14 protein-coding genes are annotated in these 16,355 nt (G+C 47.2%); all 14 read right to left on the bottom strand.

Features of this window, described 5'->3' with window-relative positions:
- Window positions 1–67: 67 nt before the first annotated feature.
- The 14 genes from G9G53_RS06260 to murA all read right to left on the bottom strand — a co-directional run bounded on the left by G9G53_RS06260 (window position 68) and on the right by murA (window position 16,201).
- Window positions 68–1,198: a glycosyltransferase family 4 protein gene (locus G9G53_RS06260; RefSeq protein WP_029514606.1), complete on the bottom strand. Its 1,131-nt coding sequence runs from the start codon at window positions 1,196–1,198 to the stop codon at window positions 68–70.
- A gap of 137 nt (window positions 1,199–1,335) precedes the next feature.
- Complete coding sequence (locus G9G53_RS06255) at window positions 1,336–2,097, bottom strand: WecB/TagA/CpsF family glycosyltransferase (protein ID WP_029514607.1); 762 nt, start codon at window positions 2,095–2,097, stop codon at window positions 1,336–1,338.
- 8 nt (window positions 2,098–2,105) lie between these two features.
- Window positions 2,106–3,242, bottom strand: a complete 1,137-nt coding sequence (gene csaB / locus G9G53_RS06250; protein WP_165146187.1) for a polysaccharide pyruvyl transferase CsaB — start codon at window positions 3,240–3,242, stop codon at window positions 2,106–2,108.
- Window positions 3,218–5,233 (bottom strand): DUF5693 family protein, encoded by a 2,016-nt coding sequence (locus tag G9G53_RS06245; RefSeq protein ID WP_165146184.1) that lies wholly within the window; start codon window positions 5,231–5,233, stop codon window positions 3,218–3,220. Before G9G53_RS06245 ends, csaB begins: the two co-directional genes overlap by 25 nt.
- 259 nt (window positions 5,234–5,492) lie before the next feature.
- On the bottom strand, window positions 5,493–7,211 hold the full coding sequence (locus tag G9G53_RS06240; RefSeq protein ID WP_029514610.1) for a phospho-sugar mutase: 1,719 nt from the start codon (window positions 7,209–7,211) through the stop codon (window positions 5,493–5,495).
- A gap of 98 nt (window positions 7,212–7,309) precedes the next feature.
- A complete protein-coding gene (gene fabZ / locus G9G53_RS06235) occupies window positions 7,310–7,756 on the bottom strand; it encodes a 3-hydroxyacyl-ACP dehydratase FabZ (RefSeq protein ID WP_013312312.1) in 447 nt (148 codons plus the stop codon).
- Between the two features lie 897 nt (window positions 7,757–8,653).
- Window positions 8,654–8,866 carry a DNA-directed RNA polymerase subunit beta gene (locus G9G53_RS06230; protein ID WP_029514611.1) on the bottom strand — a complete coding sequence of 71 codons (213 nt, stop codon included), beginning with the start codon at window positions 8,864–8,866 and terminating at the stop codon, window positions 8,654–8,656.
- Window positions 8,867–8,876: 10 nt separating this feature from the next.
- The gene (locus G9G53_RS06225) at window positions 8,877–9,704 is read right to left on the bottom strand and encodes a flagellar hook-basal body protein (RefSeq protein WP_165146181.1); all 828 of its coding nucleotides are present in this window, start codon (window positions 9,702–9,704) and stop codon (window positions 8,877–8,879) included.
- Between the two features lie 13 nt (window positions 9,705–9,717).
- Entirely contained in the window at window positions 9,718–10,602 is an 885-nt protein-coding gene (locus G9G53_RS06220; RefSeq protein ID WP_165146178.1) for a flagellar hook-basal body protein, read from the bottom strand.
- 122 nt (window positions 10,603–10,724) lie between these two features.
- Window positions 10,725–11,723 (bottom strand): rod shape-determining protein, encoded by a 999-nt coding sequence (gene mreB / locus G9G53_RS06215; protein ID WP_023990703.1) that lies wholly within the window; start codon window positions 11,721–11,723, stop codon window positions 10,725–10,727.
- Window positions 11,724–11,894: 171 nt separating this feature from the next.
- The gene (gene spoIIID / locus G9G53_RS06210) at window positions 11,895–12,182 is read right to left on the bottom strand and encodes a sporulation transcriptional regulator SpoIIID (protein WP_007432737.1); all 288 of its coding nucleotides are present in this window, start codon (window positions 12,180–12,182) and stop codon (window positions 11,895–11,897) included.
- Window positions 12,183–12,382: 200 nt separating this feature from the next.
- Window positions 12,383–13,123 (bottom strand): M23 family metallopeptidase, encoded by a 741-nt coding sequence (locus G9G53_RS06205; protein WP_029514614.1) that lies wholly within the window; start codon window positions 13,121–13,123, stop codon window positions 12,383–12,385.
- Window positions 13,124–13,193: 70 nt separating this feature from the next.
- Window positions 13,194–14,618, bottom strand: coding sequence for a stage II sporulation protein D (gene spoIID / locus G9G53_RS06200; RefSeq protein WP_165146175.1), 1,425 nt, complete (start codon window positions 14,616–14,618; stop codon window positions 13,194–13,196).
- Between the two features lie 227 nt (window positions 14,619–14,845).
- Window positions 14,846–16,201, bottom strand: coding sequence for a UDP-N-acetylglucosamine 1-carboxyvinyltransferase (gene murA, locus G9G53_RS06195; protein WP_029518503.1), 1,356 nt, complete (start codon window positions 16,199–16,201; stop codon window positions 14,846–14,848).
- Between the last annotated feature and the right edge of the window lie 154 nt (window positions 16,202–16,355).

The following is a 16,355-nucleotide window of genomic DNA, read 5'->3' as shown; positions in this document are numbered from 1 at the left end:
AAACATCAAAAAAGCCTTCAAACCCGCGGTATACCGCCAAGCTTGAAGGCTTACTTTTAAATTAAAATTATAATTTCGAACGCGTCTGGGAATCTGGCTTAGCCAACAACCGAATCAGTGTGTTAATAACTGGGCGTTTGGTTTTGCCAACAAGACCAATAACCTCTGCACCGATCTGTAGGAAGAACATCATAATACAAATCACGACAAAGGTGACCCAGTTCGCTTCATTAAGCGCAGCAGACGATTGAATCACGGCCAATACACCGAAAAATGCAGCAATACCGTAGATAATCAACACCGTCTGTCTGTGACTGAAACCTAGTTCGCGTAGGCAGTGATGCAAATGACCTTTATCCGGAGAGAAAATCGGTTTTTTCTGCAACTTGCGACGAATGATAGCAAAGAATGTATCTGACAATGGTACACCGATAATAATCAATGGCGTAATAAAAGATACGATAGCAATTTGCTTGAAACCAAGCATGGATAGCATGGCCAGACAGAAACCTAAAAATAATGACCCAGTATCACCCATAAATATTTTTGCAGGATGAAAGTTAAAAAATAAGAATCCGATAATACTGCCCAGCAGCACAAGGCAAAGCATAGCTACCATGTAATTACCCATCAATATCGACATCACAAAAATAGTTCCAATCGCAATGCCTGAGACACCTGCAGCCAGTCCATCCAGACCGTCAATCAAATTGATGGCATTCGTTACACCTACGATCCAAAAAATCGTAAGTGGAATGGAAATCCAGCTTTCCAAAGATGAGTATGCATCCTGAAAAGGTACATTTACAAAATCTACACGAATATCAAAAGCAAACACGACCATACACGCAACGGCAATTTGAGCCAAAAATTTCAATTTTGCATTGAGATCGAAACGATCATCGAGAGCACCAATCAGTGTAATCAGCGTACCGCCAATCAGAAAGGCTGCGATAAAGTTAATATCCCGAGAGGACAGCATTCCGTCAGGCACAAAAGGTAACACCGCCAATAAGGACAACAGAAATGCCAAGAAAATCCCCAGTCCGCCAAGACGCGGCATAATTCGGGTATGTACTTTTCGGGCATTCGGTACATCGACGGCTCCAACCTTCACAGCGAATTTCTTGACGAGCGGTGTCAGTAACAGCGCAAGTCCCAGTGCCATGATGAACCCAATAATATAGATCAATAACATTTGATCATTCGACCCCCAATTTTAAAGCAATCCCTTTTCAGATGTAACCGCATTGAATTATACTCTGATCAAAAATAAATACCAAGCTTCATATTCTGGCAAATTAGCGGGTTTTGGAGGCAGATTCAAGCTATTTATCACACTTTTGTGACGTTTTCTTTTTCGCGCATCACTTTCGCGGCGAATTTCGGCAGCGCAAGCATTCTTTTGTAACGGCTTGGCTCTTTGAGGAGTCTATATAACCATTCAGCCCGTAGCTTTTGAAACAATTTAGGTGCGCGTTTGGTTCTGCCTGATATAACATCGAAGCTGCCGCCAACCCCCATCATCACCGGTACACCCAACTTTTCCTTATATTTACCAATCCAGGGTTCCTGTGTGTCCGCTCCACGTGCTACAAACAATAAATCAGGATTTGCTTCACGAATAGCTGCAATTACGGCTTCATCCTCTTTTGGTCCAAAAAAACCATCACGCTTGCCACAAACCGTAATTGCGGGATAAAGCTCATGTACCCGCTTTGCGGTCGCTTGAATCACCTCAGATGTTGATCCCAGTAAATAAACCTTCCAATGATAGTTTTCGCCAGCTGCAAGTAATTCATGTAACAAGTCAAAGCCCGCTACACGCTCAGGTACAGGATGTCCTACATAGTTTGCAGCCCACACTACGCCGGTCCCATCCGGGACAATCAGCTCCGCCTGTTTCATAACGTTCATGTACACTGGATCTTCCAATGCTGCCATTACCATTATCGGATTGGCAGTGATCACTTGATGGGGCCGGCGAGACTCCACTGCTTGAATTAATACATTTAATGTATCTTTCATATTAAGCCTTGATACCGGAACACCGAAAATCGGGACGGTAGGCACATTCGTAACCTTATCAACTGTCACTGTATCCATCATCCTTTGCGACACAAGTAATTAACGATATGCTGCGCCGGTAAGCGAGCCTCACTTTTTAACAAAGCAATGGCTGCTCCCTGGCTCTCGATCCATTGACTTCGCTGATCCAGCAACCGCATAGACTCATTAGCCAGTTTTTGTCCATCCAGTGCCTCTGTAGTGCCTACAGGCTGGCTACCGACACGGCTGAGGAAATGATCAATTTTAGGATCATAGGATATCCCTAACGGAGGCACCTGATGGGATGCTGCATAGATCAAGCTGTGTAATCGCATCCCGATCATCAAACTGCAACGACTGACTTCCAAAAGCATCTGTTGAGGATCGGTGACTTGATCACACATGCTTACAAGGCTTCCCGTCCCCCTAATATCCCCCAACAAATCCATTACCATCCTTGAAGCCTGCTCGTCATCAGGCAGATGGAAAGGTAAAAAGCGTAAGTGTACACGGCGCTCAGCAGCTAATTTTTTTAAGCCCTCCGCGATAGCCTTCAAATCGCGGCATTCCTTATCCCAGTAACGTACAGATACGCCAACGATCGGAGGTTGATCCTGATCAGTCTCAGTTGCTGCTTTATGCAGCTCGGAACCTGGGGGCAATGGAAGCCCCATTACCGGATCAGGAACAACTTCAACAACCGGGTTCTTTAGTTTCATAGTATCCAGTAGTGCGGCAGACTGCTCATCTCTTACAGAAACATATTCACAGCGCTGAAACACAGAACGGATCATAGGATAAAATATCTTCCGTTGTACCGGGCCAATGCCCTGAGCATATACAAATGTCGGCTTTCCAGCCCATTGGGCCAATTTCAGAATCGCCAGATAATACGGAATACTTTTAGGGCTTGTTGCATCCTGGAGCAGGCTCCCGCCGCCACTTATTAGCCCATCGCTGTTTTTAATCGCTCTACGAACTTCCCCCAAACTCATCCGCGGTACAGCTTCTACTCCGTACATTTTCTGTGTCCAAGCAGGGTCAGAAGATAGAACAACAGGCTTGACCGTGATACCCGCCTGACGGCTCTCCTCCTCTAAAGCTGTCAAAATCGACTTGAGCACCGCCTCATCCCCACTATTGTGAAAGCCGTAATAACCCGAGATGATTATCGTTTGAGCTGTGGTGACCATTTCTTCCAACACCCTTCCAGCACTTGCCACACGACAATTGCGATGATTCCCAGCACCAGACCGAAGCCCAATCCTAACAGCCCGCGACTAAGCGACAGTGCCGCTGGAGAGTGAATGTGAGCAAAGGTATCCACCATAGAGGCTTGACCAATAGCAGCTATAATCAGCAAATAGATTGCTTTGCGATATTTCAAACTCAGGAACGCTCCTGCAATAAACAGTGGGTGAGCCATCAAAAATTCCTTATTGCGTGGACGTACACCAAACGCATTTTCAAGGAAGTTCCGGAATGCCAGCTCCGTGTTCGACACTGTGCCCGCATTTCCAGTACGAGTCAAATAGTAATAACCTGCGGCTGCGATAACAGCCAGTGCGATCACCCACAATACAGTAATCGGCGTACGTAGCAGCTTGGAAATTTCCTCTCGTATAGAAACGCCACGATAAAAGAAAATATATATCGCTGCCAAGAAGATCGGCAGAATGTGAAGCAAGCTTACACCTCTGAATTGGTTCAGCACAAGGCTGTAAGCAATATTATTCAACAGAGCAATAACAAATGGTACTGCAGCCAGCGACAAAATCGCTGTCCGTACGTACAGTATAAGCGTTTGAATCAAACGCTGACCTGCAGAAAGTTCAGACCCCTGTTCACGTTTAATTCTAATCGTGTGCACAGCAATGATCATTGCAACCGTTGGTCCGCTAATCGCCGCGAGTAGGGCTAGACCTTGCTCCATCAAGCTGGAGTTCAAAACATAAAGTCCTGCTGAACCTACCAAACCGAGTGCAAATGCCAGCAAAGTCAATGCCGGGACGAAATAGGACACCATAATGGAGAAGAATGCCAGTGCACCTAGTACGACAATCATTTTCAGATAGCGCTGAATGGACGAATCGACTACTTGGAATGGTTCAGCCTGTCCGAGTTCAAACCCCTTTTTCTCCATCCGTTGTACAGCGTTACCCGGCTTGTCCAAGCTGTGGATCAGGTTATCTACCGAATCCTTCACCTTGGCTTCAGCAATACTACGGCTAGGCGCGGTATTCAGATACAACATGCGAATATTACGATCCTTGGTAGCCAGAGCAAAACGATCGGCCAACGTTTCCACATCCAGCGTTGCATCTTTATCGCTCAATGAGTATAAACGCACAACGTTATAGTGGATATCGTAAGCGAGCTTATTGAAGCCTGCTTGCGGTTTTTTTAAGTTTTCGATAGCAGCTAGGCCAATATCGTATTTGTTCAGCAATTTAGCAAATGCCGCTAAGCTATGCTCTTTCTCGTTATCGGTGAAGCCTTTGACTGAATCACCTTCAAACAAAATGCGTTTTACACCATTCTGCTGAAAGGAAGCAAGCATCTCTTCTGTCAACTCCTGGTTGTAAGGAAGACTGTCGCTCATCCGTGGAACAATAAAAAATCCTTTGCTCCGAAGCTGCTTCATCGCAATCGGGTCAGGCTGCATGGGCTTGAGGTACGCATCCTCTGGAGATGTTTCCACAACTAACCCTTCCTGTCCCTGATAAGTCCAAGGTTTTACATTTATGTCCAGGCTTGTAAACGTACGTAAAATTAACGGCTTTAATGCCTCCGCATTTTCTTTGTCAGCAAAAACAATATACGTAAAATTCTCATTTGCAGGTGAAAGCCGTTTTTCCATATCGGCAACGTTCTGAGTCGTATAGGTTACGACACGGCCCGCTTTACGGAAATCATCCAACGTACTTTCATACATCGCCATGCTGTTCACACCCGCTTGCTGTAAGCGGTCAAGCTGCTCATTCAGATAGTCCTGCGGATGAGCCTGATACGAGGCTGCCTCCGTCAAATCCCGATAATCGAATACAATCTCTACTTTTTTACTCGAGGATTCTGTCTTCACACGATCGGCGATGACTGGAATGGAAGCCAGCAAGCCGACAGCCACCAAAATCCATAACCATTTTCGAGAAGCCGTATTCCAATATTGCCATTTCTGATACACCAAAGAACCTCCTTAATATTCGGGATTTTGCAAAATTCAATGCTGCCCACCTTGTCGTACTCAACCTTTTGGTAGGTCACTCATTGAATTTTGCAAAATCCTCCGTTGCCGGAATAAGCCTATTTTCCCAAAGCCTCTTCCAGGTTATTCTGCAATACAGAAATGACCTCCACGGCGTACTGCCCTTTGCCGTGAGAGGTCACCGATTACTATATCTTATCCAATTACCTTAACCTATTCTATTATAAAGGGATTTTTCTCAAGCGTCTACGCGAGCCATAACAGCATCGACCAGGTGGCTGATTCTTTGCTCCGCGTCTGACAGCGAGGAACCGCGTACCGCAAAGTATACTTTGATTTTCGGCTCTGTTCCCGAAGGGCGCAGGCAAAACCACGAACCGTCCTCCAGTAAGAATTTGAGTACATTTTCCTGTGGAAGACCGTCCAGACCTTGTGAGTAGTCCAGTACCTTATCTACCTTCACGCCTGCAATCTCTTGAGGCGCGTTGCTACGCCAATCGGTCATTTTGCCCTGAATCTGTGCTACTCCATCCTTACCCTTAAGAGTACGAGACTCCAGCTTCTCAAGGAAGTAGCCAAACTGCTCGTACAGCTCTTGTAAAACATCATAGAGCGTCTTACCTTGTGTGCTGTAATAAGCAGCAGCTTCAGCGATCAGCATAGCCGCCAAGACAGCATCCTTATCGCGAGCGTAATTCCCTGCCAAATAACCATAGCTCTCTTCATAGCCAAACAAGTAGGTGTACTCGCCAGTTTGGTCAAACTGGTTCATTTTCTCGCCAATATACTTGAAGCCAGTTAGCGTGTTAAACACGGTTGCTCCAAAATGTTCGGCAATAACTGCACCCATTTCGCTGGTTACGATGGTTTTGATAACAGCCCCATTATTCGGAAGCTTGCCTGTTTCTTTCAGCTGATTCAATAAGTAGTAAACCATGATCGCACCAGACTGATTACCGGACAATACTACATATTCGCCATCACGGTTTTTCACAACTGCACCCATACGGTCAGCATCAGGGTCTGTTCCGATCAACAGATCTGCACCAATTTTCTCACCTAGCGCAATTGCCAGTTTAAACGCATCGCGTTCTTCCGGGTTTGGCGACTTAACAGTCGAAAATTCAGCATCTGGCAGCTCTTGCTCAGGTACAATATGCACCTGTTCAAAGCCGATTTTCTCCAGTACACGACGAACCGGTACATTTCCAGTGCCATGGAGAGGCGTAAACACAACTTTGAAGTTTTTGCCTGGTCCGGCTGCAATCAGCTCACGGTTCACACTCACACTGGCTACCGTATCTACAAACGCTTCATCTTCCTCTTCTCCAAGCCAAACCAACAATCCCTGTGCCTCTGCTTCCTCACGTGTCAGACTGCGAATGTCAGCAAAAGAAGGAACCTCACGGATATAACTAATTACCTGTTCAGCCTGATCAGGAACAAGCTGACCCCCTTCATCGTTGTATACCTTGTATCCATTATACTCAGGAGGATTGTGACTGGCTGTTACAACGATCCCTCCACTGGCTCCCAAATGACGTACACTAAACGAAAGCTGTGGCGTTGGACGCAAGGAAGGGAACAACTTAGCCACGATACCATTGCCTGCCAGCACCAAAGCTGCATCCAGAGCAAACTCTGGCGAAAAGTGACGCGAATCATGTGCAATAACAACCGAAGGTTTGCCTTCTTTACCAGCATGCTGTTCTAAAATATAGCGAGCCAACCCTTGAGTCGCACGTCCGATGACGTAACGGTTCATCCGGTTACTCCCTGCTCCGATCACTCCACGCAGACCGCCTGTGCCAAATTCCAGCTCTTTGTAAAAGCGATCCTCCAGTTCCTGCTCGTTGCCTTCCAATGCGCGCAACTCCTGTTTGGTTTCTTCATCAATATAAGGGTCTTGCAGCCAGCTCTCAATGCCTTCTAATGCTTTTTTACTCAACTGCGTCATACGGAATTTCCCCTCTCCATTTTTGGTTTATCAAAACAGGATTTCTATGTACACTTGCACTCGGTTCAGACCTCGTGCTTATGTCGGAAGAGCTTTATTTATTGGGGAGGGTCAGATAAAGCAAACATAATTTCGCCCTCAGCTACTACCGTATCGCCTACTTTAGCCGTAGCTTTCCCTTTGCCAAATGCGCCTTTGGAACGAGTGATTTCCACTTCAAGCGTCAACGTATCCCCAGGAACCACCTGTCCTCGGAAACGGAAACCATCCAATCCTGCCAAGAATCCGATTTTGCCACGATTGCTCTCTAGGTGCAGTAATGCGACTGCCCCAACTTGAGCCAGTGCTTCGGTAATCAACACACCAGGCATAACGGGATACCCCGGAAAATGTCCAATGAAATGAGGCTCATTCATCGTTACATTTTTAATGCCTACTGCTCTTTTCCCTTCCTCCAGCTCAATAATACGATCCACCAATAAAAATGGCGCTCGATGTGGGATAATCTCCTGAATTTGATTAACATCCAATTGCAATTTGTCCATTTACCTTAATAACTCCTCCCGCTTGCAGGTCTGACTCTGTATCAATCATGAGTTACTGCAAGCATAATATTACCCCGCCTACGCTGTATAAAAACAGCTCTTGGCGGCAACAATGTTAGATATCCTTCACCTACTGCAGAAGTGGAGGTTGAGATAAGGGGCTTTTTCCGCCGGTTATGCAACCTGAGGCGGAAGAAGCCCTTTTGCCCGTGCTTGGTTTTACCCCGCAGTGTTATAAACTTCCCCATCATTATACAGTTATCAGATGCAAAAAGAAAATTACGCGGAAGTACCATATTTGTTGCTCCTATTATGGGGGTGAAGCGAAGTTTGACTTGAGCCAAGGGGGGAGGGCTACGTGATTTTTTTGATCTTCCGATCGCTGTTGCCCCTTAATTTTTTCATTTTATAAAACCTGCAAGGTTAAAATTTAGGGGCAAAGGCGAACGCTATCGCTTCTCCAGATTCAAATAAACCCCTCCGCCAAGTTACTTTTGGCCCAAAAGGAAAGCCTCGCTTCAATAATACTCACTTGCCGTGAAGGGCAGAGAAAACCGAAGGCCCCTGTGATGGCCTTCATTGACCACAATCCATGCGTGCTACGCTGGAGGCCTCTCCCTTAAAAGCATAACAAAACCCCGCGCCACTGGCACAGGGTTTTGTTATGCTATACTCCCCACACAAATTGCGGGTGGTTTATTTTAATAAAAGTGGCCCTGATGGCGGGTAGCAGCGGAGCGAAGGATTTGAATCTGGAGAAGCGCGAGCGTTCGCCTTTGCAACGGGATTTTTACATCTGAATAATTTATAAAATAAGAAAATCCCGCTGCAACAGCGATCGTAAGATCAAATCATTCGCGGAGCGACCTTTTCCCGCCCCCACTCATTTAAAGTAAACTAAGGCGCAAATATAAGATCAATGACATGCTGCCAGGTTTTCCACTCGAATACGCCTGACAACCCTTGCTTACCTACAATTACATATCCTGCAATTAAGCCGCCTAACAGCGATAACAGGAGCAGCAACGGAACTATGAAATAACGAGCAGTACGCCAGCGGGACTTCGTCTTTACAGGCACCGGACGGGAATCAGATTGTTCTTCTTTCATCACCAAATCCTTAAGCCCTCAGATTGTTGGCCATGTTCATCATCGTATCGCTAGAAGTTAATGCCCGTGCCGCCAGTTGATACATCCGCTGAACTTGCATCATATCCGTCATTTCGCCCGCTAAATCCACATTAGATTCCTCAAGATAACCGGAACGCACAGATACGTCCGCTGGAACAGCACCTGCCACACCTGCAGCTCCGAATACATTTGCCTCTGTCACACCATTCAACAACACGAACAGGTTATCATCCCGCTGTTCCAGTCCTTCTGGACGCTGTACATCCATTAGCTTGATTCTCTGACCAACTGTCGGATCCCCAATTCCATTAGCACGAATCAGCAACTCGCCATCCGAGTTAATAGCCACCTTGGAACCCGCTGGAGCTGTAATAGGAACATCATTGTTATCCAGCACGGAATAACCTTCAGCAGTGGTCAACATCATCGTCGCACTATCATTCGGATCAGGAATAAAATGAAAGCTACCATCACGGGTCCAAGCTTTTTGCCCATTTCCCTGAACTTCAAACATGGCATTACCCTGGATCGCCAGATCAGTAGGAAGTCCCGTCTCCTTGAGCGGACCTTGCTCCATATTTTTCATGATTGCGGCCGTTCTAACTCCGTAGCCCAAATTATAACCGAGCGGCATGGCCCGTCCATTTTGGAGATACGTTGAAGGCTGTTGTTTCACATTGGCCAATACATCTTCAAAGGAACCCTGTTTACTCTTATAACCAACTGTATTGACATTGGCAATATTATCGGCAATTAAATCCAAACGCTGCTGCACACTGGCCATAGATACCATTGCACCAATCATGGAGTTGTTCATCACTTACCCCCTGTTATACACGGCCTACTTCATTAACGGCCTTGTCCAAGCTTTTATCATAAAATTGAATTACCTTCTGATTCGCTTCGTACGCTCTTAACGCAGCCATCATATCCACCATTGACTGTGAAGCATCTACATTAGATACCTCCAGGTAACCTTGACGAACGGATACAGCATCATTAGCGGTCATCATCCTAGCTGTAGCACCATCAGTATCATTCAGACGGAAATTCCCATTACCCTCACGAACGAGCTGGTACGGACGATCAATGACACTAATACCGAGCGTCGTCCCCAATGTCTGGTTGGACTGGCTATCTACCAATTCGCCCCGCTCATTTACTTTAAGCTCTGAGACAGCCCCGGTCAATTGAATTGGGTTTCCATTCGTATCCAGCACCGCTGAGCCAGTCGATGAAAGCAATGCTCCCGCTCCATTTACTTGAAAATGCCCATCACGTGTATAACGAACATTCCCATTACTGTCCCGCACCGAAAAAAACGCTTCTGGACGGTAGGTGACTTCACCGTTAGCATTGATGAATTTTCCCGCCTGATCAAAAGCCATAGGTTGACCAGTAGCTGGGTCGTTCACATTAATATTGGACTGTATCGCAAAATCCGTCGCTTGTCCACTGTCCTTTAATGCTCCCTGAATGTAAGGGGAGAGGCTTTCCTCAGCAAAAACGCCAGTATTGAGCTTGCCGACCGTACGGTCCGGGTTATCAGGGTTACCACCCGTCATGGATATAAGCATTTCGGGGAAAGAACGCTGAACACTGTTCTCCTGTTTGTATCCCGTCGTATTCATATTAGCAATATTTTGCGTCACGGTGTCATGGCGTCGTTGTTGTGTCATCAATCCGGCGGCCGCAGTATATAAACCTCTCAACATGTAACGTGCACCCCAATCCTAATACTCTGCTAAAATCATATGCTCGCGCGGAGGCACGAAGGCCAAAATGCTAGGCAACCTGCCTGACCGCACACGAGTCTCTTATAGTCACTATCGGCAGATTAGAACTTTTTCTTAACCACATGATCCAAATTATCCAGCATAATTCCTGTACCTTTAACAACACAATGCATCGGATCTTCGGCAACCAGTACGGGAACGCGCAGTTCTTCAGCAAGTAGCTCGTCCAATCCGCTAAGCAAGGCACCGCCACCAGTCAAAATAACACCACGGTCAATAATATCAGCTGACAGTTCCGGTGGGGTCTGCTCCAATACAAACTTGGCCGCAGCAACAATCGCCGACACAGGATCTCGGAGCGCATCCTGCACTTCATCTGCAGAAATACTTAACGTTTTGGGCAATCCGGATACCATATCCCGTCCACGGATGTCCATCTCTGCGCGACGTCCACTCGGATGCACAGTTCCGATAGCAATCTTGATATCTTCAGCCGTACGCTCTCCGATCAGAAGCTTGTACTTCGTTTTTACATATTTCATGATGGCTGTATCAAATTTGTCCCCTGCCATTTTAATGGAAGAAGCTGTTACGACATCCCCCATAGAGAGGACTGCAACGTCAGTCGTTCCGCCACCAATATCCACTACCATGTTGCCGCTAGGCTCAAAAATATCCATTCCTGCTCCGATGGCAGCCGCTTTTGGCTCTTCCTCCAAAAATACTTCCTTGGCCCCGCTACGTTCCGCCGCTTCACGAATCGCTTTTTGCTCCACTGAGGTAATGTTCGTTGGCGCACAAATTAGAATACGAGGGTGGCTGTACCAGCTTTTTCCCCCCACCCGATTGATAAAATATTTTAACATCGCTTCTGTTACTTCAAAATCGGCGATGACACCATCACGTAATGGACGGATGGCTATGATATTACCAGGAGTACGTCCCACCATACGGCGCGCTTCCTCTCCGACAGCCAGGACTCTTTTTGTATCGCTTTCTATCGCGACAACGGAAGGTTCGTCAAGAACAACCCCCTTCCCTTTGACGTGGATAAGCACGTTGGCCGTACCGAGGTCGATACCGATATCATTACTGAACATATTAAAAAGGCCCCCAAAGTGATATTTTAAAAAGCTAAGATTCGACAAGAAGCGGCAAATATATGTATAAACCTACGGTTACATGTCATTTTTCGTCTTGTACCATCTTTTAACATATCATACTTCAGGGGGTTGATTCAATGGCTTTGCCAGCCAATTCACTATATATTTTTAGGACTTGCCGGAAACGAGAATCTCCCTTCGTTTGCCACTCGTTTTTTTGTACTTAATTTTCGTGGCTTCTCCCCCCCGCAGATGGCGGATGGATTTATGGTATTCAAGAATGTGCTTCACCTGATCGGCAAGATCCGGGTTGATTTCAGGCAGCCGTTCGGTCAGATCTTTATGCACCGTGCTCTTGGAGACACCAAATTCCTTGGCAATCGTACGGACCGTATTCCTTGTTTCCACGATACAGCGACCGATTTTGATGGTCCGTTCCTTGATGTAATCGTGCACGCTCCCGCCTCCCTACTGTGGATAGTTTGGTACATTATATGAGGAGCGTGCCTATATATTCGCGGTTTGGCGGGAAGACATGCTTCGGAAGGCCTATTTATTTGGCAAAAGCAGCTTATGTTTACCTTATGCACAAAAACTACACAAGAAAAAGCAGGGAATATGGATTCCCCGCTTTGCATGCAAAGCCATGACCAGATTTATTTTTTAGGAAGCAGACCTGCTGGATTCACAGGCTTGTCATCCTGATACACTTCAAAATGCAAATGTGTTTTCAAATCCTTTTCAAGCTCGTTACGACCCGCTGAAGCAATCACATCGTTTTGTTTCACTTGATCGCCTTCTTTTACTTTCAGATCACTCAAGCTTTGGTACACCGTTTTGAGATTATTATCATGCGTAATTTCTACGACATTACCTACCAGCGGATGTTGTTCCACACGAGATACTTTGCCACTCAGGGCGGCTCTTACTTCAAACGCCTGATCGTCAGTCCGGGAAAGATCAATCCCAGTGTTAGCGGTAAATGTTTTATCGTACTCTACCATAGCTGCCGCCTGCTCATCAGCGGTCGCGTTCTCATCAAAGAACGGCTTTACGACCTGTACTGCGCCAGCATCTGCCACTGGCCATGCGATATTTTCCGACTGGGCAACGACTTCCACGCTTTCTGGCTGTTGTCCGTTAACATCGGTATTCACTGCACTTGTGCTTTGTACCGATGGACTAGCTGGGTCAGGTTTGAAAGACTTCTGGCTGGCATCCTGATAGACCCACACTAAAGTTAGTATAATGGCTGCTGCGGCAATGTAGGCTGCCGGGTATGCCCACCTTTTGGACAACAGCTTTTTCCACGAAGACGGCCGTGAAGCTCTTCCACCCTGAAAGGTTTTGGGTGTTTCTTCATGGTTTTGGTTCTGGTTTTTATTTTGTTCATTCATTTGCTCATCACCTCAGTAACCAGTGTTACCGGGTGCAACTCTTTTATACTTCAAAGTTTCGAAATATTTACTAACTTAGAATACGAGAGGCTTGCGCAAAAGAAATGCCAGTATAATAGTGAAGGAGTATTTGAGTGGCAGTATGACCTTCTTTGGCCATTCCATTGGCTCCCCACTGACTCATACCAACACCATGACCATAACCATAGGTTGTTATAGCAATCCGGTCCCCTTCAGCCTTCCACGTAAACTCAGCCGAACGCAACCCCAGTTTGTTACGGATCTCCGGTCCTGTAAAGATTGAGCCACCAACTTCAATCTTCTTGATGCGATGTCCTTCTGTCTTGGAGAGTATACGAATTTCTGGCATACTTCCTCCTCCAGTAGAGGCGGCAATTGCAGTACGACTTAACCCCAATCTATCGAACACGCTTTGACGACTCAGTGTGACGGTTTCTGTATAACGCGGGGCCAACTGCTTGTCCCATGGACTTGATACGCTTCGTAAATAGGGCACTGCCTTCGCCCACACATCCTCTGAATTTTCGGTGTAGCCATTGCTAGTAGAAAAAAAAGATGCCGTAATGGGCTTGCCTTCATATACCATGATCGTATCCTTGGTGTCTCGTACGGCCTGCTGAATTTTAGCCAGCTCTGCGGATTTACCAGAATGCCCCCATTCTCTAGTAAGTTTAGCTTTGGAGATATAAGCCTGATGTTTAACAGTATCCGTCACATCTGCTCCCGCAGGGGCACCGCTAGTGTCATCAGCCAGCAAGCGCCGGGCAATGAAGGTACGCGCGGCAATGGCCTGCGCTTTCAGTGCCTCCCCCTCGAAGCTGGGCGGCATTTCGGCGGCTACTACGCCGACAATGTATTGCTCCAGCGGTAACGTCTCCGTGCGACCGGTGGACGTGACATACACACGCACGTCCGGCTCTGCCGCCGGTACGCTGCGCGTTGGAGCAGCGGGCACCGCTGGCATCGGCGGGACGCCCGGTAAGCGCGTGACGGGCGCCTCACCCTTTGCCGTCACGCTAGGCGCAGCCGGTGCTGCCGTGCGGCTGCTTGGCGGCACCGGCTGCGCCGTCTGGCGAGGCCACGCCATTAGCGCGGGCACAGCCATGGCAAGCACCAGCACCCCTGCCATGGCGGCGAATGGCAGCCATGGGCGGCGGCTGCCCCAGCGTGGGGCACGCCCGGCGGAAGGACGCAGGTGCGGCAGCGGGCTTGCAACGCGTGTGTCATGGGCCGCTACACCAGCGATAGGCAGAGCCGTATCAACGGAGTTCGCAGCGGAAGACACGGCTGTTGTACGCCGATTGGGCTTGACGCCAGTCGGCAATGTACCTCTTGCGTCCGGCTGCTGTTGCATAAGCTTATTTTTCTGTAACAAGGTAGCTATAGAGCCAGTGTCTTCCTCCGCAAGTGAAGCCTGGCGATGTTCCTTAGGATGATGAATGGGTATACGGATGCGAACCTGCGAATCTTTCATAGGCTGAACCTCCATCAAAGGGCTAAGTGTCCGGCTGGAAGTATAGATATACTCCAGCAGATATTTTCAATCATATGAAGTCGTCCACTTTGATAGAACCATTTTAAGAGAACTGAAAGAATGAAAAAGACTGGCTATAAACAATAAAAAGAACCAAGTCCTCTCGGACTTGGTTCTTCGTTGTTTAAGAATATACGTATGCAACATGAAGCTACATGCGTTAAAGCTTAGGCGAGGGAAGGCTGAATCTTCTTAAACAGATTCCCAGACGCCTCTTCCGGCATTACGCGCTCTGTACTGGGTGAATGATCCAGTTTGGACTCTTCCACGGTCACTCTGTAAATGTCCGCTCCCAATCCGGTCAGCTTCTCAGCCAAATGAACGTAACCACGATCGATGTGATGTACACCAGATACTTCCGTTGTACCTTCTGCAATGAGTCCGGTCAGAATTAACGCAGCACCTGCACGCAAATCTGTAGAGGTTACTTTCGCACCTGTCAGCTTAGCATTACCCGTTACAATGGCAGAACGGCCTTCGACCTTAATCTCCGCATTCATGAGATGAAATTCATCCACATGCATGAAACGATTTTCAAACACGGTTTCCGTAATAATGCTCGTTCCTTCAGCGGCAAGCTGAAGTGCCATCATCTGTGACTGCATATCGGTGGGAAAACCTGGATAAGGCAACGTTTTAACATCAACGGCTTTTAACGGCTTATCTGCAATGACACGAATTCCGTTCTCATCAGGTTGAATGGTTACACCCATTTCTTCCATCTTGGAAATAACCGGACCCAAATGATCGGATATTGCGCCTTCTACATATACGTTCCCGCCTGTGATCGCAGCAGCAACCATATAAGTACCTGCTTCTACCCGGTCGGGAATGACGGTATGTTTTACACCATGCAGCTTCTCAACGCCTTCAATACGAATAACGCCCGTGCCCGCACCACGTACTTTGGCACCCATTCCATTCAGGAAATTTGCGAGATCAACAATCTCGGGTTCCTTAGCGGCATTCTCGATGGTAGTTACGCCCTCAGCAAGAGTAGCGGCCATCATAATATTCTCGGTTGCCCCTACGCTGGCTACATCCAAATAAACTTTAGCTCCACGCAGACGCCCGTTACTTTTAGCTTCAATAAAACCTTGGCCCAGGCTAATTTCCGCGCCCAATGCCTCAAAACCCTTCAAATGCTGATCAATGGGTCGCGTTCCGATTGCGCATCCGCCTGGAAGCGAGATTCTTGTGCGTCCCAAACGTGTAAGCAGCGGTCCCATAACCAAGAATGAAGCGCGCATTTTCCTAACCCACTCGTAAGGGGCTTCACAGGAAATTATCTTCCGCGCGTCAACACGAATGACCTCATCTTGGTATGTAACGCCTGCTCCTAAGGACTCCAGCACTTTGTTAATGGTCATCACATCGTCTAGAGGAGGTGCATCAATAATAACACTTTCTCCTTCTTCTCCTAGCAGAGAAGCGGCGATGATCGGCAGAACTGAGTTTTTGGCTCCGCTGACTTTGACACTCCCGGTCAATCTGTTGCCACCGCGGACGATAAATTTGCTCATCTATGGTTCCCTCCGCGCGTCATTTCTCTTTTCCATTCTGGAAAAAAAGAACATATTCCGCTATTTTCATGCCTTGCTTTTTCATTACATAAAAAAACAAGATTTTACTAATACCCTAACTGCCATCATACCACTGATTAAAACAAGTATACAA

The sequence above is a fragment of the Paenibacillus sp. EKM206P genome (genome assembly GCF_011066155.1).
In the GTDB taxonomy this organism is placed as follows: Bacteria; Bacillota; Bacilli; order Paenibacillales; family Paenibacillaceae; genus Paenibacillus; species Paenibacillus polymyxa_D.
Note: the sequence above shows the minus strand (reverse complement) of the source record. Positions and strands in the feature narration are given on the sequence as shown.